This is a genomic window from Enterococcus sp. DIV1315a (assembly GCF_051712325.1).
In the GTDB taxonomy this organism is placed as follows: Bacteria; Bacillota; Bacilli; order Lactobacillales; family Enterococcaceae; genus Enterococcus; species Enterococcus faecalis.
In genome coordinates, this window is sequence record NZ_JBIOOS010000001.1 from 2,383,282 (window position 1) to 2,402,755 (window position 19,474).

The 19,474-nt window shown below is 39.4% G+C and carries 18 protein-coding genes and 1 other annotated feature; of the genes, 4 read left to right on the forward strand and 14 right to left on the reverse strand.

Annotation, left to right across the window (positions count from 1 at the left end):
- Positions 1-17 precede the first annotated feature (17 nt).
- Positions 18-287 (reverse strand): 30S ribosomal protein S15, encoded by a 270-nt coding sequence (rpsO, locus tag IGJ03_RS11325; RefSeq protein ID WP_002354983.1) that lies wholly within the window; start codon positions 285-287, stop codon positions 18-20.
- Positions 288-566: 279 nt separating this feature from the next.
- On the opposite strand from rpsO, the gene def reads away from it, so the two are divergent.
- Positions 567-1,130, forward strand: a complete 564-nt coding sequence (gene def / locus IGJ03_RS11330; protein ID WP_002354981.1) for a peptide deformylase — start codon at positions 567-569, stop codon at positions 1,128-1,130.
- Between the two features lie 170 nt (positions 1,131-1,300).
- On the opposite strand, the gene IGJ03_RS11335 is transcribed toward def, so the two are convergent.
- The 3 genes from IGJ03_RS11335 to IGJ03_RS11345 all read right to left on the reverse strand — a co-directional run bounded on the left by IGJ03_RS11335 (position 1,301) and on the right by IGJ03_RS11345 (position 3,615).
- Entirely contained in the window at positions 1,301-2,077 is a 777-nt protein-coding gene (locus IGJ03_RS11335; protein WP_375804867.1) for an HAD family hydrolase, read from the reverse strand.
- A 9-nt stretch (positions 2,078-2,086) separates the two neighbouring features.
- Positions 2,087-2,740 (reverse strand): DNA alkylation repair protein, encoded by a 654-nt coding sequence (locus IGJ03_RS11340; protein WP_010715463.1) that lies wholly within the window; start codon positions 2,738-2,740, stop codon positions 2,087-2,089.
- A 71-nt stretch (positions 2,741-2,811) separates the two neighbouring features.
- The gene (locus tag IGJ03_RS11345) at positions 2,812-3,615 is read right to left on the reverse strand and encodes a formate/nitrite transporter family protein (RefSeq protein WP_002375588.1); all 804 of its coding nucleotides are present in this window, start codon (positions 3,613-3,615) and stop codon (positions 2,812-2,814) included.
- A gap of 323 nt (positions 3,616-3,938) precedes the next feature.
- Here IGJ03_RS11345 and rpsD point away from each other — a divergent pair, with 323 nt between their 5' ends.
- From rpsD to lepB, 3 genes are all read left to right on the forward strand, one after another.
- Positions 3,939-4,550, forward strand: coding sequence for a 30S ribosomal protein S4 (gene rpsD / locus IGJ03_RS11350; protein WP_002365342.1), 612 nt, complete (start codon positions 3,939-3,941; stop codon positions 4,548-4,550).
- Positions 4,551-4,709: 159 nt separating this feature from the next.
- Positions 4,710-5,258 carry a biotin transporter BioY gene (locus IGJ03_RS11355; protein WP_438711140.1) on the forward strand — a complete coding sequence of 183 codons (549 nt, stop codon included), beginning with the start codon at positions 4,710-4,712 and terminating at the stop codon, positions 5,256-5,258.
- Positions 5,259-5,319: 61 nt separating this feature from the next.
- Positions 5,320-5,856, forward strand: a complete 537-nt coding sequence (gene lepB / locus IGJ03_RS11360) for a signal peptidase I (RefSeq protein ID WP_002383266.1) — start codon at positions 5,320-5,322, stop codon at positions 5,854-5,856.
- A 68-nt stretch (positions 5,857-5,924) separates the two neighbouring features.
- On the opposite strand, the gene IGJ03_RS11365 is transcribed toward lepB, so the two are convergent.
- The 10 genes from IGJ03_RS11365 to IGJ03_RS11410 all read right to left on the reverse strand — a co-directional run bounded on the left by IGJ03_RS11365 (position 5,925) and on the right by IGJ03_RS11410 (position 19,334).
- Positions 5,925-10,226 carry a WxL domain-containing protein gene (locus IGJ03_RS11365; RefSeq protein WP_375804853.1) on the reverse strand — a complete coding sequence of 1,434 codons (4,302 nt, stop codon included), beginning with the start codon at positions 10,224-10,226 and terminating at the stop codon, positions 5,925-5,927.
- Positions 10,213-10,575: an LPXTG cell wall anchor domain-containing protein gene (locus IGJ03_RS11370; RefSeq protein ID WP_085443609.1), complete on the reverse strand. Its 363-nt coding sequence runs from the start codon at positions 10,573-10,575 to the stop codon at positions 10,213-10,215. Before IGJ03_RS11370 ends, IGJ03_RS11365 begins: the two co-directional genes overlap by 14 nt.
- A gap of 355 nt (positions 10,576-10,930) precedes the next feature.
- Positions 10,931-11,542, reverse strand: a complete 612-nt coding sequence (locus IGJ03_RS11375; protein WP_010821902.1) for a YktB family protein — start codon at positions 11,540-11,542, stop codon at positions 10,931-10,933.
- A gap of 34 nt (positions 11,543-11,576) precedes the next feature.
- Positions 11,577-12,134, reverse strand: coding sequence for a GNAT family N-acetyltransferase (locus IGJ03_RS11380; protein WP_002398158.1), 558 nt, complete (start codon positions 12,132-12,134; stop codon positions 11,577-11,579).
- An 85-nt stretch (positions 12,135-12,219) separates the two neighbouring features.
- Positions 12,220-13,440 (reverse strand): peptidase T, encoded by a 1,221-nt coding sequence (gene pepT / locus IGJ03_RS11385; protein ID WP_048955710.1) that lies wholly within the window; start codon positions 13,438-13,440, stop codon positions 12,220-12,222.
- 21 nt (positions 13,441-13,461) lie between these two features.
- Positions 13,462-15,105, reverse strand: coding sequence for a peptide ABC transporter substrate-binding protein (locus tag IGJ03_RS11390; protein WP_375804767.1), 1,644 nt, complete (start codon positions 15,103-15,105; stop codon positions 13,462-13,464).
- Between the two features lie 49 nt (positions 15,106-15,154).
- Positions 15,155-15,399, reverse strand: a binding site (T-box leader).
- Positions 15,400-15,680: 281 nt separating this feature from the next.
- On the reverse strand, positions 15,681-16,634 hold the full coding sequence (locus tag IGJ03_RS11395) for a siderophore ABC transporter substrate-binding protein (protein ID WP_002408267.1): 954 nt from the start codon (positions 16,632-16,634) through the stop codon (positions 15,681-15,683).
- A 38-nt stretch (positions 16,635-16,672) separates the two neighbouring features.
- The gene (locus IGJ03_RS11400; protein ID WP_375804768.1) at positions 16,673-17,428 is read right to left on the reverse strand and encodes an iron ABC transporter ATP-binding protein; all 756 of its coding nucleotides are present in this window, start codon (positions 17,426-17,428) and stop codon (positions 16,673-16,675) included.
- Complete coding sequence (locus tag IGJ03_RS11405; protein WP_002367415.1) at positions 17,425-18,390, reverse strand: iron chelate uptake ABC transporter family permease subunit; 966 nt, start codon at positions 18,388-18,390, stop codon at positions 17,425-17,427. Before IGJ03_RS11405 ends, IGJ03_RS11400 begins: the two co-directional genes overlap by 4 nt.
- Positions 18,387-19,334, reverse strand: coding sequence for an ABC transporter permease (locus IGJ03_RS11410; RefSeq protein ID WP_262122518.1), 948 nt, complete (start codon positions 19,332-19,334; stop codon positions 18,387-18,389). Before IGJ03_RS11410 ends, IGJ03_RS11405 begins: the two co-directional genes overlap by 4 nt.
- Between the last annotated feature and the right edge of the window lie 140 nt (positions 19,335-19,474).

Here is a 19,474-nt window from a genome sequence, read left to right on the forward strand (position 1 = left end):
CGCTTTATACGTAATGATTAACGACGTAATCCTAAACGTTGGATCAATTCGCGGTAACGTTGGATGTCAGTTTTACGTAAGTAAGCTAACAAGTTACGACGGTGACCGATTTTTTTCATTAAACCACGGTAAGAATGGTGATCTTTTTTGTGTGTACGCGCATGTTCGTTCAATTGGTTAATGTCTTCAGTTAAGACAGCAATTTGTACTTCTGGAGAACCAGTATCTCCTTCATGACGTGCGTATTCTTTAATGATTTCGTTTTTTCTTTCTTGTGAAATTGCCATTTGTTCCACCTCTTTCTCTATTATTCGTCTGATCACTGAGTGAAGCGTTGGTGACTCGCTAAACCAAGTGATAGATGGTGTGTTTCCACACAAGCTTACTTTACAGGAAACACCGCTAAAATGCAAGCTTAATCTCTATTATTCGATAGTTTTTTTAAACAATCTAGCCCCTTTTTTGGTGATTTTGTGATACACTAAATGGTGGTAAACAACTGATTATTTCAGCGCATGAATAAATAAAAGAAGAATTTTTTTATGTTTCAAAGGAGGAACCATTGAATGATTACAATGAAAGATATTATTCGTGAAGGGAATCCCACACTTCGTGCTGTGGCAGAAGAAGTGCCTGTCCCTATCACTGAGGAAGACCGACAATTAGGCGAAGACATGTTGACTTTCTTAAAAAATAGTCAAGATCCAGTCAAAGCCGAAGAATTACAATTACGTGGTGGCGTTGGTTTAGCTGCACCACAATTAGATATTTCTAAACGAATTATTGCTGTCCATGTTCCTAGTAACGACCCAGAAAACGAAACGCCTTCATTAAGTACGGTAATGTACAACCCTAAAATTTTGAGCCATTCTGTGCAAGATGTATGTTTAGGTGAAGGGGAAGGCTGTTTATCTGTCGATCGAGATGTGCCTGGGTATGTCGTTCGCCATAACAAAATTACCGTCAGTTATTTTGACATGGCTGGCGAAAAACACAAAGTTCGTTTAAAAAACTACGAAGCGATTGTGGTTCAACATGAAATTGATCATATTAATGGCATCATGTTCTACGATCATATTAACAAAGAAAATCCATTTGCTTTAAAAGAGGGCGTTTTAGTCATCGAATAAAGGAGCGTGGGACAAAAATCACTTTGGATTTTTGCTCCACGCTCAAAAACTAATAAACGGCGGGAACAGAAGCAACTCCTTCGGAAATAAGCCGAAATTCTCCAAAAATTAAAGAACAATTTTCGGAAATTCCTTCTTATTTCTCGGAGTTAAACACTTCTGTCCCGACCTCAAATGGCCTTCATTTCTTTTAAGGCTTTCCAAATGCCATCATTATCATTTGTATCTGTGACCATCGTAGCCACTTTTTGAATGGAAGGACTCGCATTGCCCATTGCAACGCCAATTCCTGCATGGCTTAGCATTTCTCGATCATTTTCGCCGTCCCCAAAGGCAATGATATTTTTTGCATCAATGCCCACACGTTTAGCTAAATACGTTAACGTAGCTGATTTTGAGCCATCTTTAGGCACAACATCTACGCTATGTTGATGCCAGCGAATAAAGCGAAATTCTGGGTATTCTTCTTCAAACGTACACTGATCTTCTGCGTCATAAAAAGCTAGCGCTTGGTAAATATCATTTTGACGATAAAAGTGTTCATCATAAGCAGGTGAATGAAAATGAAAAGAGTTCATCGCAATTTCCACTTTTTCAGCACGGTGCTGGTTGCTCTTCTTAATATCATCTAAGCCCACACAAGCAAATCCTAAGCCGCGTTGATCACTGTCTTGTGCCAAACGTTCCAACGCTTCAGCATGCAATAAATTTTGATAATATTGCTCATGATCCACAAAAGCCGCGGCGCCATTACATAATACGTAATTGGTAAAATCTAAATCCCAAATCACCTCTTGCGCCATATAACGACTTCTGCCAGTTGCCAGCGTAACTAAGTGTCCTTGCTCCCGCAATTTTGCTAGCGCTTCTCTCGTGCTATCCAATGCTTTCTTCTCCGAATTTAACAACGTCCCATCAATATCAAATGCAAAAAGTTTTCTTTCCATCATTTCTCCTTATTCGCTCGCTTTCGCTAAATATTTACTGCCTTCTCGTTGTGCTAAAGGACTCAACACTAATTCATTCATCAATTCCTCGACCCATTGCGGATTCGTTTTACTATATTGGCGTAAGGACCAGCCAATCGCTTTTTGAATGAAGAACTCCTCTGTAGTTCTATCATAAATAATCGCCTTTTTCAACAGGTCCTGATTGGTCTTTTCTTTCAACATCAACTGTAAATTCAGCGCAACACGCCGATTCCAGAAATTTTCAGCGCCATAAAAAAGGGCAAAAATCGTTGGCAATTCAGTCAGATGCAACGCCACCCACGACCCAAAAAATTTTCGCCAAGCATCCACACTATCCCACCACGCTTTTTGTGGAACATAGGCTTTAAACGCTACGACCTCTTCTAATGAAAATCTCCGAACATTTTGAAGGGCTAAATCAATAGCGACATACTGATATTCTCGTTCTGTTTTTTGATAGTAAGCCTCAATCTCTTGGCATAATTTTTCCTTTGGCCACGTATGACTTTCTTTTAAAAGTTGTTTACTTAACGCTTGACGTTCTGGGGCGGGGATGCCTGCAAAAACAAATTGGTGTTTCATATAAGCAGACATTTTTGCTGCTGTTTCTGGGTTCTTCTGAAATTGAAGTGTGTCCATTCCTTCGCTCCTCATAATAAAAAAACTATACTAAAACAGTGTACCATGTTTTAGTATAGTTGGTTGGTCAATTAATCAAAATACGTTAAGTTTTTGTTGTCTTTATCTAACCAAGCATAGCCGAGACCCATAATTAAGCCACCACCGATAAAGTTACCGATAAAGGCCCAGAAAAGATTATGAATAACATTACCAGCTGTGAAAGCTTCAATTGCGCCGTTTGAAGCAAAGTAAGCTAAACTGAAGGCTGGGAAGTTGGCAATCACGTGTTCAAAACCAAGGAAAGCAAAGATAAAGATAATGAAAATAATGGCCGCGACTTTGCCGGCGTCATCTTTCATTCGCATACTCACTAATACGGCTGTATTAACCACAATATTGGCGAACATAGCTTCAACTAAAATTTGCAGGGTGGTTTTTTCTAATTTTCCAGCAATCGACGTAAAGAAGAAACTATCTTTTGGTAAATCTTGGAACGGCACCGTAAGTGATACCAAGAAACCAAATAAGACACCACCAATTAAATTGAATAAGATACAGGTAAATAAAATTTTTGCAGCTAAGGAAAAGTTGACTTTTTTACGATAGACGCCAACAGTCATGTACAACATATTCGAGGTACCAAGTTCGGCATTCATATATAAAATCATCACAAGTGACCAACTGAACATGAAGGCGTAAAGCATTTTCCCTAAACCATGAGAAATTCCTTCTCCTTTAATTGCGATTGCAAAAGCAACGGCTGTTCCCAACGTTAAAAATAGACAAGCAAGCATTGCACGAACAGCGTAGCGGGAAAAGCTGTTTGAGAATAAATTCACTTTCTTGTCGATGGATTTATCAATTTGTTCAAACAATGGTGAACCAGACTTCATTGTAAACTCCCTTTCATTCCGTTTTCAACTTATATTTTCAAAACATCTCCCCTTATTCTAATGAGGAAAAGTGTTTTTGTCTACCTTTTTTTCATATTTCACTTTAAAACCTTGACGTTTCCTATCCTATTAAGTATACTAGATTTTGTGTAAAATAATTGCAGCAGAAGAATAATAACTCGTCAACAGTTCATTGCCAAACTTGGTTCAACTGCGTAACCGCGGCTGCAAAGGCGAAGGTTGAAGAATGAACTGAACGAATATGAATTTTTCATCTAATTATTTTACTCCAAAAAAACATTTATTTATTGGAGGAATTTTTAATGTCTCGTTATACTGGACCATCATGGAAAGTATCTCGTCGTCTAGGTATCTCTTTATCAGGTACTGGTAAAGAACTAGCTCGTCGCCCTTACAAACCAGGACAACACGGACCTAACAGCCGTGGTAAAGTTTCTGAATACGGAATGCAATTAACTGAAAAACAAAAATTACGTCATATGTATGGCATGAACGAACGTCAATTCCGTACGTTGTTCATTAAAGCAAGCAAAATCAAAGAAGGTAAACACGGTGTTAACTTCATGGTTTTACTAGAACAACGCTTAGATAACGTTGTTTACCGTTTAGGTCTTGCAACTACTCGTCGTCAAGCACGTCAATTAGTTAACCATGGCCACATCACTGTAGACGGCAAACGTGTTGATATTCCATCATACCACGTTGAAGTTGGTCAAGTGATCGGTGTTCGTGAAAAATCTCAAAACATCTCAACAATTAAAGAAGCGGTTGAAGCAACTGTTGGACGTCCAGCATTCGTAAGCTTTGACACTGAAAAATTAGAAGGTAGCTTCACTCGTTTACCAGAACGTGATGAACTTTACCCAGAAATCGACGAAGCACTTGTCGTTGAATACTACAACCAAAAACTTTAAGATTTCAAAAGGTCGAACTTCGGTTCTTACCTTCTTTCAAAACCTTGCCTTTCTTGGCAAGGTTTTTTTCTTTGCCCTCTTTACAAAATTGTTTACTTCCGCTAAACTATTGTTAACCAAACAAAAATAATTGGTTAACAATAGAAAGTGAGGCTTCTTATGAATAAAGCATCGTTACGCTCTTTAATTTTAGCAGCAGAATTCGCTGTGATTATTGCTGTACTTTCACAATTTACAATTCCATTGGGGATTGTCCCCTTGACTGGACAAACGTTCGCCATCGGCTTAACCGCTACCGTTTTGGGCAAACGAACAGGGACCTACGCTATTTTAATTTACTTCTTATTAGGATTAATTGGTTTACCCGTTTACGCTGGGATGTCTAGCGGGTTCGGTGTACTCTTTGGACCAACTGGCGGCTATTTAATCGGCTTTATCTTTAACGGCTTATTAACTGGTTATATTTTAGAAAAAACAACCTTTAACTATACTTGGGCCATTATCGCAAATATTGCCGGCGCCTTAGTTACCTTAGTTTTCGGTATGATTTGGTTGAAATATTCCGCAAATCTACCGTGGCCAAATGCTTTCGCGGGCGGGTTTGCTCCGTTTATTATTCCTGGTATCATCAAGGCTGTCGCAGCTGCTTATGTTGTTATTTTAATTCGCCAACGCTTTATGAAACGTTTTTTAGCACACCTTTCTTAAGGGGAAAACTTTTTTCTTTTCCTTGTCTGTAGTACACTAAAAGGACAAAGGAGTGAAGTCCATGTCCTCATTATTAAAACGATTGGTTCAGTTGGTTTTGCTAGTCGGCGCTGTCTTGCTGATTCGACACTATGTGTTCTCCCCTGCTGCGGTGAATGGCTCTTCAATGGAACCAACACTTCATAACAACGACCGTTTATGGGTGACCTCGATTAAAAAGCCACAACGCTTTGATATTATCGCTTTTCCTAGCCCGCGCAACGGCCAACGAGTAGCCAAACGTTTAATTGGTTTACCTGGCGAAACAGTCGAGTATCGCGATGATACCCTCTATATTAATGGTGTATCACTCAGTGAAGATTACTTAGCAAGTGCTAAACGAAATGTCTCTAAAAATGAAAATTATACCCAAGATTTTACCTTAGAGACCTTAGAAGCCACCCAATCCCTGACCGTTCCAGAAGGCATGTATTTTGTCTTGGGGGATAATCGCCCGCGCTCAGATGACAGTCGTTACTTTGGCTTTGTTAAACAAGAGAGTGTGGAAGGTGTTTTGACTTTTCGTTATTATCCGTTAGATAAAATTGGCTTTCCATAAAAATAATAAACCGCCCTCAAAAAGTTAGACTTTTTGAGGGCGGTTTAGCTTTTATTCACGTATTCTTGTTAAGGTCCAGTCACAAGATTCCACGTAACCGCGGCCTTGTATTGTTGCCCTTTAATACCTTGATTGGCTGGCACTTCAAGTTTGACATTATTGAAGGTGAAGTCCAACTGGTAAACATTACTACCTGTGAATTGCTTGTTGGCAATAATACTCGTCGCCGTGTTGTTGGCTGTTAAGCTAATGGCACTCGTGGTACCGACCGCATTTTTCAACTCGGTTGGTTGATTGTAATTGGTGAAGCTAGAGACAGGTGCCGCCCCTAATAATAAGCGGGTCGCTGTAGGCAAGCTGTCTGTCGCTGATTTCGGTTGCGACAGTTGCGCCGTTAAGCTCCAATTTGGTTGAGTCTTCTTAATTCGGACATACGGATTCCGTGTACCATTACCGTAGTAATCCGCGGCTTGTTTCAAGCTGTGTTGTTGCTTACTTCCTGCAACGCCCACTTGGCCGAAGTCGAAGGTTGGCACACTGATGAAGCCTTCGGTCGTTGGTGTAACTACTTCTTGATCATTTGGACGAATTCTCACGAAGTTGTCCACTGTACTGTCTTTAATACCACCAAACACTACAACTTCTGCTTTCAAAACAGTGTTTGGTCTCCCTGTTGCGCGAGTTGTGAACGCAATTGAAACTTTTTTGCCAACAGGAACGGCATTCGGTACAGGAACCCCCTCTGTCCAAAGTGTATTAGTTACTGGGATTGATTTTGTCGTTCCTCCTTCTGGTGTCACTTCCATAAAGGACGGGATTGTCAGACCAGCTGACCAATTGGGACCTTTTTTCAAGGTGAGATTTTGTAAGGGTGCTTTGCTGGTATTCGTGATCGTTGTTGTCCAAATTACATTGGTATTCGTATCGATCACTTCTTTTGGTCGAGTTAATGTGACACTAGCCATCGGTATTTCTTCCTTATACATGGCGGTCATATCATCATTGCCATCAAAAGTCGCATTGAACGTTGGTGTTGTTGTTTTGTTCAACGTACTTGGCTTGGTTTTCCCTTTATACCACCCTTGGAACGTATAGGTCTTGCCACCTGCAGTATACGTCGTTGGTAAAGCTTGTGCCGCTGTGTACTTGAAGGTGTTACTGTTCATTGGTACTTGGTTGCCTTGGGTGAAGCCTGTTGGTGCAGTGATTTTGGCACCGTTGGCATCGACAAAGTTTTCGGTGACTTGTTTCCGTGTGACTTTATAGTTCATGGTTTGTTTGAAGTCTTGTGTCCCATCAAAACCATGTAAAACGATCTTATTCTCTGGATTTCCTGTCGCACGAGCTACAAGTAATAATCTTGGAACAGTGTTTACTGAGCTACCGACACCAAATGTTGCTTTTATTGAAAATTTATTATCTATCCCTTTTTTAAAGGATTTATCTATCTCATTTAATTGGCCCGGACCACTATTGTTAAACACTGGATCAGTCCCGACAAAGCCCACTGGATACACAGAAACAGGTAATGTGGTATTCATTGTTTCAATTTTGTCCACATATTTTAGTTCCGTTGTAATATTCCAGTCGTTGATTGCATAACTACGAATATCATAAATATCGCTAGGAACTTCATCAAAGTTTGCTGGAATATTAACTCTTGATTGGGTCGTAATAGTATAGACATTGGCTTCATTCGTATTTTTAATACTTACCAGTGGATTCATGGCGCCCGTTGTCACATATGTCTGGTCTACCGCTTTTCTTAGTGTCTGTGTGTAGTTTCCAGAAAACGTTAACGGTTCATTGAAAGCTTGTCCTTTTTCATCGACAAAATCTGCATGGAAACCTGGATAAACCCACGTATCTTTGGGAATCATTTCCTCATACACCACATTTAAATCATCATTATCATCATACGTCACCGCATAACTTGGTGTCTTCGTTGTTTTTAAAGTCGCTGGTTTGGTTTTACCTTTGTACCAGCCTTTGAACTTGTAGGTTTTTGTGCCGACTTTGTAGGTATCTGGCAAGGTACCTGCTTGTTTGAACGTATAATCATCACTTGTGATCACCGTTTGTTTTCCTTGGGTGAAACCTGTGGGCGGTGTGATTTTGGCACCGCTTGTGGCTACGAAGTTTTCGGTAACACGGCGGTTTTCTAAATAATAATAAACAGTTTTATCTGGGGTAGCTAAATTGTAAGTCGCTCCTACGTTACCAGAGTAAACACCCATTGCATAAAGTGTCTCAGTCGTATCCCAGTTCCAATAATATTGTTTGGTGTTATATGATGTATTACTGGTTTTACCTAATTCATATGCATTTGTACCAGGACTTGAACTAACAACCGTACTTGGATTTACAATATCTTTTCTGACCTCATTCGCAAGTGGATATTTCGTTTTATCCCCTGTATAAGTTGCCGTTGGTGAGATTGAAATGGTGCGATAGTATTTCGGAATTTCATGTGTAACACTTCGTGTACCATATGTGGTACCTTCCACAGACTCTGGTAAGGTATAGACTTTTTGTGGAATCGTTAATTTTTTAAGATTCGTTGTCGTTACATTGGTTCCTGTAATCGTTGAAAAAGGTGTTGTTGTACCACTTTTCGTTGTTTCAGACATCGTTGCTTTCAATGTGAAATTAGCAGGATTGATTAAATTACCTTTTTCGTCTACATAGCCAAAAGTAATTTCTTTGCTAGGTAATGTATAGGTTTTGGTGACTACTTCCTCATACACCACATTCAAGTCATCATTCCCATCATACGTCACCGCATAGCTTGGTGCTTTGGTAGTTGTCAAGGTACTTGGCTTTGTTTTACCTTTGTACCAACCTTTGAACTTGTAGGTTTTACCACCTGTTGTGTAGGTGTCTGGTAAGGTGCCTGCTTGTTTGAAAGTGTACGCTTCACTATTTATAACTGTTTTCTTACCCTGAGTGAATCCCGGGGGTGGTGCGATTTTTTGTCCACTACTATTAACAAAATTCTCATAAAGTTTTTTGTAATAAATATAGTAGGTAATCGTTGCACTATTATTTCCTGCATTAAATTGTCCTGTTGTTCCCACAAGATTGTCACTAAACATAATATTAGTACTTACTCCGCTATGAGGATTAAGATTAGTTATGCGCCACGTCTTACCAGTCGCTTTAGTAAAGTTATATGCTGAAATATCATAGTTGCTTCTCGTATAAGTTGTTGATGTATATGCTCTGGAAGTCATCACACCTGTTCGGCTATCTGGAAATGTTGTTTTAGGCGGCGTTAACACAATTTTATCAATTCTATTGGTGGTAGCTGTAGCAAAATTAATCGCAATGTCGTTACTAAAGAAAAGCCACGAACCCCCATTACTAGTGCCTACAGTTTTTAGTCCTGTATTAAAACTATAAAGTCCATTGCCAGCGTTTGTCATAGTTAAAGGATATCTTAACAGTGTTCCTTCAACTTTAGAGTTGGTTGATTTAAATAGTACTGGATTCATGGAAAGGCTCATTTGTTCCTTACTAGACTGTCCATCCTCATCGTAAAATTTTAAACTCCCTTTTAAACCTAAGTTACCAGCAAATTTATCCACATATGTCATTTCATTTCGTCTATTGACTGCACCAAAACCATTAAATCGAATCGTGGAATCGATATATTTTTTTTCATTGTGTATACCAGAAGTAATTCTTGTCTGAAAATACAACGTTTTGATATACCCAGTATTTCCAGAAGTTCTCCCGTGTAGACGATTAATAAATGCAGTGACCGTCCTAGTGGACTCTGTCCAAACAAAATATTCGCCACCACTATTGGCATTATGAGAGCCTTCCCCTAGAACTACATTTTGTTCCTCGGGGCCAACTTTAATAATAACTGAAGTGGGTCTAGTCATTCCTGCTGCCAATTTTGATTCAATTCGAATCGGACCAACAATATCTGAATTTGTGTCATCTGTTGTAATATTTTCAAATTTCAACCGATAATCAACTACATCATTGAGACGAACCGTAGTTTTATTCGTTGCCCCTGTAGCTGCCCAGACAAATGCCCTAGGCATAATTTTCGCTTGAACACTGGATGGTTCAAGTATATTTTCTTCTTGAACGATTTCCGTTTTTTCTTTTTGTTCCGCTTCTTTCGTTTCTTCTTCCTGACTCGTGTCAGTCGTTACTTGACTATTTTCCGTACTGGCTTTCGTTGTTTCTTCCTTCACGCTACTGGCTTGCGTCTCTTCCTTGGCACTACTTTCGGCGGTTGGACTACTTTCAATCGTCACGGTTTCCGCAACTGCCGTCACACCAGAAAAGGCGTTAATTACTAAAGAACTACACAAGCCAATGGTTGCTAATCGTTGCCACTTAGTTTGCTTCATGTCGTCCCTTCTTTCTATGTACGATTCCCGCCAAGCCAATTAAGACTAAGCCGAGAATGCTCAAATTTGCCTGACTCTTGCTCCCTGTACGAGGGAGCGTTGAGCCAGTTGTGGTGGTCTGTGTCGAACCACCACTTCGTTGATCTCCTTGCAGAGGACCAGCTGGTTCCTTGGGATCAGCAGCTGGCGCATCTGTTTTCGGTGGGGGATCTTTAGGAGCGGGTGTTCTCGGATTTTGGTAAAATTCAATCCCCACCGAACTAGAACCACCATCAGACGCTTCAACATTTATAAAAAAACTAGGAGAAGATAGTAGACACACAATCATTAAATAACGCTTTTTTTTCATTGAAAAACCTCCTTTTGAATTTAAGTATCTCTCACAACCTTTTATATACCACTATGATAGCAAAGAAAAGGCTCTTCAAAACAACAGTTTTTTCCAGTTGATACCCCTTATTTCAACAAGTTCCTTATATATCGTGTCTTTTAAGCTACGTTATTTAAAGGAAACAAGGGAAAACAGTAAAGACTATCCCCTTTTTCAAAAAAATCATCTTTAATTTCTTAAATTTCCATCACCTAAACTAAAGAAAAGCTCACAATGTTAGTGTTTAAAACTAACATTGTGAGCTTTTCTCATTTTTGACGATTAGATAATTCGATAAAATAACACTAAAACACAAAATAACTGTCTGTTTCTCTTATTGGGCAACAGCTAATTGATACAATGGCAGGAGTTGTTGATAGGTTGACAACATATAAGCGCGTGCTTTTTCAGGGTTTTGCCACAAGGCACTATCTTTGGGAATGATGCGCCCAATTTCAAACTCACCTTTTTTTACATCTCTAAAACGAGTTAAGGCTTTTTCTAAATCCGTTTCTGGCAGCGGAGTAATTTGAGGAACCGTGTGATCCAAGGAAACATACGTATCTTCTGGTAATGCTTGGAATAATTGCTGATTCTCTAAAAAGGCTTGCGCAATCTGCTTTTCATTTTTAGGATTATCAATGAATGACAACCACATAAACACATAGTCGCCCCAAATGCCTAATTGAAAATGCGGCTGCATTTTATACCCGCGCTTATTCGGACTAAGTGCTGACCAAGTATTTTCTGGTGGATACACGGTGCGACGGCGATGTTGCGCAATATGGACAAACAACTCCGTTCCTAGTTCAGGCGCTAGTTGTTCGGCAAAATACGTATCTAATTCTTGAAAAATAGGTTGAATTTGCGCACGGATAACCGCCATTCGTTCATCTAATCCAGCAACTTCAAAGGCTGCGAATTCTTTTTCTGTAAACATCAACATTTCTCTAATTCCTCTCTTAACTTGTCTTCCGCTTCTATTTTTGTCGATTTTGCCATGTTTCCAGTGTCATCCCACGATAAACATCTGTGACAATTTTCCCTTTACTAATTCGAGCATTGGGCAGTGTTCCTTCGTAGGTAAAACCAATTTTCTCCATGACACGACCAGAAGCTGGATTGTCTTGATCATGTAAAGCAAAGATTCTCATGAGTTTCATTTTTGCAAAACCCAGTTCAACTAACGCCGTCGCGGCTTCAGGCATGTAGCCTTTGCCCCAAAAGGCACGGTTCAAGACATAGCCTAATTCTCCAATATTATTGGTTTCATTGACCCGCAAATCAATCGTGCCAATCATTTTGCCCGTTTCTTTCACTTCAATCCCATATTTTCCTAAAGGTTCTCCCATAAAATATTTAGCAATGTTTTGTCGTGTTTCAGCGATTGTTTGGTTTTTCAAAAACACATAGCGGACCGTTTCCTCATCTGAAGCATATTCGTACATATCTTCTGCATCGGCTAATGTGACAGGTCTTAAAATCAAGCGTTCGGTTTCAATTCGTTGGTTTTCTGCAAAAATCAATGGATAATTCATGAGCAAAACTCCCTACTTTTCTACATACTTTACCGAAAAACAGCGAAACACGCAAGGAAAATCGGCATTTCCCTTGCGTGTTTCTTTAATTAGCGTTTAAGCGAATGATGGCAATGATCGTCTGAACAGCTTTGGCCATTGATTCAACGGTAATGAATTCATATTGCCCGTGAAAATTCTCGCCACCTGTAAATAGATTAGGCGTGGGAATGCCCATGAAAGAAATCTTAGAACCATCTGTCCCGCCACGAAATTGTGTGATGATTGGTTCAATGTCACAACTTTCCATTGCTTGGACGGCCAATTCTACAGGCGTCCAATCTTTTTCGATGATTTCCTTCATATTATAGTATTGGTCTTGGAAAGTAATTGTTAGTCTGGGTTTATCCGCCAGCGCATTTAAACGTTGGACTTGTTTTTCCAAAAATTGCTTTCTCGCTTGAAAGTTTTCTCGATCATGATCCCGAATGATATAGACAAGTTCTGCTTTTTCAATACTTCCTGTAAATTTATTGAGTAAATAAAATCCTTCATTTCCACGTGTTTGTTCTGGCACTTCCTTTTGCGGTAGTGATTGATCAAGTTGTTCGCCTAATTTAATGGCATTTACTAACGAACCATAGGCCGTTCCCGGATGGACACTGGTTCCCTCAATTGTTATCACAGCTTGAGCAGCGTTAAACGTTTCATACTCGAAATGCCCCACACGGCCACTGTCGATCGTATACGCAAAAGCGACTGGGAAGTTCGGTGCATCAAATTGATCGGCCCCGCGTCCAATTTCTTCATCTGGACCGAAGGCGAGCCAAACATCCCCCCGCGCTACTTCTGGATGTGTCAAAAAATACTCAACAGCAGCTAAAATCTCGACAATTCCCGCTTTGTCATCTGCTCCTAAAAGTGTGGTTCCGTCTGTAGTAATCAACGTTTCCCCTTGATACTCTTTTAAATTGGGAAATTCAGCAACCGATAAAACGATGCCTTGTTCTTGATTCAAGAGGACATCTTGGCCATCATAATTAGTGATGACTTGGGGACGGATATTTTCTGCTGAAAAATCCGCCGTATCCAGATGTGCAATCAAGCCGATGCTCTTCGCTGCAGGTTGGTTACCCGGCAACCGTGCCGTTAAAAAACCGTTTTGTTCGTTATAATGCACATCGGCCAAACCTAATTCATGAAGTTCTGTTTCAATCATTTTGGCTAAAACCACTTGACCGACCGTCGTCGGTGTGGTTTGACTGTTGGCATCTGAACGGGTGTTAACTTTCACGTAAGTTAAAAATCGTTCGACTAATTTTTCCATTTTTTACTCCTTCTTCCTGAATCATTCTGTTAAATAGGCATTGCGCAAGTGGAAATAATCCCCATACAAGTGATAACTAATGCCTTTCAATTTAGGATTGATTAGATAATTTGAGGCACTTTGATACAGCGGTACTTGGGCAGCATCTTGGTTCAACAAGATGTCTTCCGCTTCTTTGTATTCTGCAAACTGTTTCTCTGGATTATTGGCATTAATTGTTCGCGCATCTTCTACCAGTTGGTCGTATTTGGCATTATGATAATTGCCATAATTGTAACTTGATTCTCCTGCATATAAGTTAAAGTAAGAGTCTAATTCACTACTGCCGGCAATCCAACCTGAAAGAGACAACTCATAATTTTTTTCACGTCGCGATTGGTTCACATTATTACTTGGTTGCGCTGAAATGGTAATTTCTAAACCTGGCAGATTTTCTTGCAACTGACTTTGAACATATTCAGCAATTCGTTTTCCTTGATCTGTGTCTGCCGCCAGCAATGAAAGTTTCACTTTTTTACCGACATCCGCTTGGGCTTTCGTCCATTCTGCTTGGGCTTTTTTGACGTCATTTTTCAAATATTCGCCACTGTAAGCTCGGAAATCTTCATCTGTTTCTGGATTCGCATAAAGTTTACTTGGAATCAATCCGTTGAGGGGTTTTGACCCATCGTTTAAGACACTTTGTGTTAAGGCTTCTTTATCAATTGCTTGGCCAATCGCTTTTCGTAAATGAACATTCGCTAATGGCGTTCCTTCTTTTTTGTTGAAATCTAAGAAGTAGTTGGCCACATCTGGATGACTGACATAGCCTGGATCCTCTTGATATTGTTGAACATATTGTCCGTTAATGCGAACTAAGTCTAGTTCATTCGCTTGATATAAGTTAATCCCAGTATTATCTTCTTTGATTGTACTAACCGCAACTTCTTCCAGTTTCACTTGATCCGCATCATAGTATTCTGGATTTTTTTTCAATGTCCAAGTATCTGAAGTCGCATCCCAATTGGCTAGCGTAAATGGCCCGCTATAAAGTAAATGTTCACTATCCAAGGCGTAATCTTTGCCTTGCGCTTCGACAAATTTTTGATTTTGTGGCGCTAACCAAGCAATCGAAACGACTGCTAAGAAGGAAGGTTGGGCCTGTTTTAATTCAACAATGAATTCTTTGTCATTAGGGGCTGAAATCCCTAATTCATCGACTGACTTTTCACCGTTGCGTATTTCAAAACTATTTTTAACACTGTCTAGTAAATAGGCATTCGGTCCAATCGTCGCTGGTGTCACCAGTTTTTTCCAAGAATAAACAAAATCTTGGGCCGTGATTGGCTCGCCGTTGCTCCACTTAATCCCCTCCCGCAAGGTAAAGTGGTACTTGCGCCCATCGTCACTAATCTTGACATCTTTAGCTAGAGCTGGCACCGTGGCACTATCATCATCAAACCGATAAAGGCCTTCAAATAAATGTTGTGCCATTGTAAAGGTATTTTTATCTGTTGTTTGTGTTGTATCCAATGTTGAGATTGGTGCAGGTGAACTAATACTGATTTTTTGTTCAGCTGCTAAATTTCCCGAATCTACTTTCTCTGCCGCTTCTTTGGTTCCGCCACATGCGGCTAAAAGAAACCCTGTTGCAATCAAACCTACTACTTTTTTCCCCAATTTCATGTTGTTGCCCCCTCATATTTTTTAAACAAATAAAAAAAGCATTCGTCCTAAAAAGGACGAATGCTTATGCAATCGCGGTACCACCTTTGTTGATCTCTTCGCTAAAAAAGATCCGCTCGTTTCCAGTACAATCATACTGTAGCGCTATAACAGGCGCACCTGAATTGGTTTAAGCAAACGGCTTCAACCAACCTGTTCAAAGGCCATTTCCCCTTTAACGTCACTACCTCTTCTCACCAAACGAGGCTCTCTGCAAGCTATTTTAAAAAGTACTTTCCTTCTCATCACATTTTGTTCTTTTATTTGTTTCATCAATCATACTGATTTACGGATAGTTTAGCAAACATTTTCGAGGCCGTCAACCACATTTTTAATTTAAAACTTTTTTGTTTTTCATCAAGAAGGTCGGGACAGAAGTGTTTAGCTCCGAGAAATAAGAAGAAATTTCCGAAAATTGTTCTTTAATTTTTGGAGAATTTCAGCTTATTTCCGAAGGAGTTGCTTTTGTTCCCGCCGTTTATCAGCTTTTAAGCCTAGGAAAAAAATCCAAAGTGATTTTTGTCCTAGGCTTTTTTTTACTCTAATCCTTTTTTAACATCTTCTATCATCAAATGCATTGATTCTAATCCACCACCGCTTAGATACCAAACATCTGGTTGAAGCATAATGACTTTATCATTTTTACCAGCATCGGTTTTTTGAATCAATTCGTTTGCAGCGACGTTATCTTTTGAATCGTCGCCACCAATTGCTTTGGTGCGATCTACCACAAAGAGAATCCCAGGATTTTTTTCTAAAACATATTCGTAAGAAACACTTTGCCCATGAGTGGAAGCTTCAATCTTATCGTCTGCTGCTTTGAAGCCAAATGTATCATGAATTAAACCGAAACGAGAGCCTTTTCCGTAAGCGGAAAGTTGTCCTTCGTTAACTAACACAACAAGCGCATTATTCGCGCTAGCTTCTGCTTGTTTTTTTACGTCAGCAATTTCTTTTTCTAAGCCAGTTATTTTTTCTTTAGCTACCTCTTCTTTATCAAAAATAGTGCCTAACGTTTCGATATTTTGTTTCGTTGATGCCCAAGGATTTTTGGCATCTACAGCTAAGTAAATGGTTGGCGCAATGGCTTTTAATTGTTCTTGATAATCTTGTTGACGACCAGAAATAATAATCAAGTCTGGTTTTAGTTGATTGATTTTTTCTAAATCTGGTTCTTTAATGCCGCCTGCTGATTCAACTTTTTGGTATTTTTCTAAATACGCAGGGATATTTTTGGTTGGCGCACCTACTACGCGGTCACCGACACCTAGTGCGTCCATTGTATCCAAGGAACCATTATCAAAAACAACGACTTTCTGAGGATTTTTGGGAACGGTTAATTGACCATTGGTGTCTTTGACTGTAACTTCCGTTTTGGCTGTTGTTTCCGTTGTTGCAGAATCTGCTGTTTTTTTATTTGTTTGACAAGCACTTAACATTAACAGTCCCATCATTGAAACTGCCATCATTGCTAAAAATTTCTTTTTCATTCTTTTCCTCCAAAAACGTTATTTTTAAATTGCCCGATTTAGTGATAAAGACAAAAGCGTTTTCCTTCAATTTCACAAATCCGGATATTCATTTCATAAAGATCATTTAAAATACTTGTTTGAATAACTTCCTCTGTTGCGCCATGCGTATAGAGCTTGCCGCCTTTCATGGCGACAATTTCATCTGCATAGCTTGCGGCAAAATTAATATCATGTAGAACAATCAGAATTGTTTTTCCTAGTTCATCCACTAAGCGTTTAAGAATCTGCATCATTTGAACCGCATAATTCATGTCGAGGTTATTTAAGGGCTCATCCAATAAAATATAATCGGTATCTTGGGCTAAAATCATGGCAATATACGCCCGTTGTAATTGCCCTCCAGAAAGGGTATCAATGTATTCTTCCGCCATTTCAGTTAAGCCCAATTGTTCCAGTGCTTCTGTTACTTTTTCATGGTCAGCGCTTTTTAAGCGACCTTTGGAATAAGGAAAGCGGCCAAAATTGACCAGTTCTCGCACAGTTAATTTAAGTTGTACACCGTTGGCTTGTTTTAAAAGGGCAATTTTTTGTGAAAAAGCCGATTGCTTCCAGGTTTTTACTTCTTGCTTGTCCAGATAAATTTCCCCGGTATCTTTGGGAATTAAGCGACTCATCATGGCTAGCAGCGTGCTTTTCCCAGCGCCATTTGGCCCAATAAAGGCCGTTAATTTGCCTTCAGAAATAGGTAAATCAATGTCTGAAACGACAAATTTATCGCCATATTTTTTTGATACATCACTCATCTGGATCATGTGCGTTGCTTCCTTTCTGCAATAATTTTCCATATAAAATAAACGCCCCCAACAAATTGAATCACGACACTGAGCGGGGTATTCAAATGAAAGACCTGTTCAACCATCAATTGGCCGAACACCAGTAAAAAGACTGCTATTAAACTCCCTGCCACAAACAGTTCTCGGTGGCGATAGGTTTTCATGAATTGATAACTCATATTGGCCACGATAAAACCTAAAAATGTAATCGGTCCCACTAATGCTGTTGATAAGCCGACCAGACTACTGATCAAACACAACAACACTAATTGAAACTGATTCACAGCAATCCCCAAATTCTGGGCTTGATGGTTCCCTAAATGTAAAACGTCTAAACGGTAACTTTCCCGCCAAAGTATCCCACAAATTATGAGTACCGCCACACCAACGAAAACGAGATACTGACTATTGACGTTACCAAAACTGGCAAACAACTTTCCTTGGAGTAAATCGTATTCGTTAGGATCCATAATCACTTGTAAAAACGTACTAATACTACTGAAAAAAGTACCTAAAATCATGCCAATCATCAATAATAAAAATAAATCGGATTGATTTTTGCGTAATAGAAAATACGATAAACTAGTACTTAAAAACACCATTAAAAAGACGTTCATCAAAAACGACCCAAGACTTACTTGACCTAACGCTTGTGCGCCTCCTAAAAGAAAAAATAACACCGTCTGCACAAAGACGTACAAGGAATCCATCCCTAAAATATTTGGCGTTAGGAAATGATTTTGCGTGACTGTTTGAAAACTAATAGTTGAAAAAGCCGCAGCGATTCCGACAAAAATAAAAGCCAATAACTTTTTGCCTCGTAACGCCAAAGCAAAGGACCAATTGCCATACGTGTTATAAGTTAAATAACAAAGACTCACAATTACTACGGCAGCTAAAAGCAAAAGTAATGAAAGCCATTTTTTTAAAGGCCGTTTCATTGTTTGCGCCCCCTTAGTAATAATAAAATGAACAAAATGCTCCCTAATGTTCCGACAACCACGCTGACAGGAATTTCATAGGGGGCAATCAATACTCGTGCTAAAATATCACAGATTAACAAGAACAAACTCCCGCAAATCCCAGTTAACCACAAGGTATTTTTCATATGATCGCCATAACGTAAAGACACGAGATTAGGAATCACAACCCCTAAAAACGGAATATTCCCCACCATCAATAAAACGATGGCACTTGCTAAAGCAACCAGCGTCAAACCTAAAAACTGAATTCGCTGGTAATGGACGCCAAGACTATTTGCAAATGCTTCACCCATACCAACGACAGTGAAATGATAAGCAAATAAATAAATAACAAACCACAAAGGAATCATTAAGAATAACCATTCATAATTCCCTTTCATAACTGTGGAAAAATTTCCTTGTAACCAAGCAGACATATTTTGAACCAATTGGTATTGATAGGCAAAAAATGTGGCAATTGAACCTAGAATGTTACCAAACATCACGCCCACCAAAGGGACCATCACTTGATTCTTACTTGGTAATAATCGAATGAGCGCTAAGAATAATAAGGTCCCGCTTAGCGCAAAAATAAAAGCAATTGCCGTTCGATAGAGAAACGGAGCTGTTGGGAAAAATAACATTGCAATTAAAATACCCAACCTTGCACTATCGGTTGTTCCAGCGACACTAGGAGCGACAAATTTATTTTGTGTGAGTTGCTGCATAATCAAGCCAGAAATACTCATCGTACTACCAGCAATGATTAAACTCAACGTGCGGGGAACACGGGTGGTAAATAAAACAAATTGTTGCTGCGCATCTAATTGAAACAACTGAGAAAGTGCAATGTCCTTCACCCCTATCACTAATGACAATAAGCTGAAAAGTAATAGTAGAACAAACAAACCAATCTTTTTCATGAGAAAACTCCATTTTTATTTAATTGAGAATGATTCTCATTCTTAGTTACAGTGTATGAGAAAACCATCACAAATGCAACCACTTTTTTTCCTTTATTAAAAACTTCTTCTCAAGCCGACTGACCAACGACTTATCTAAG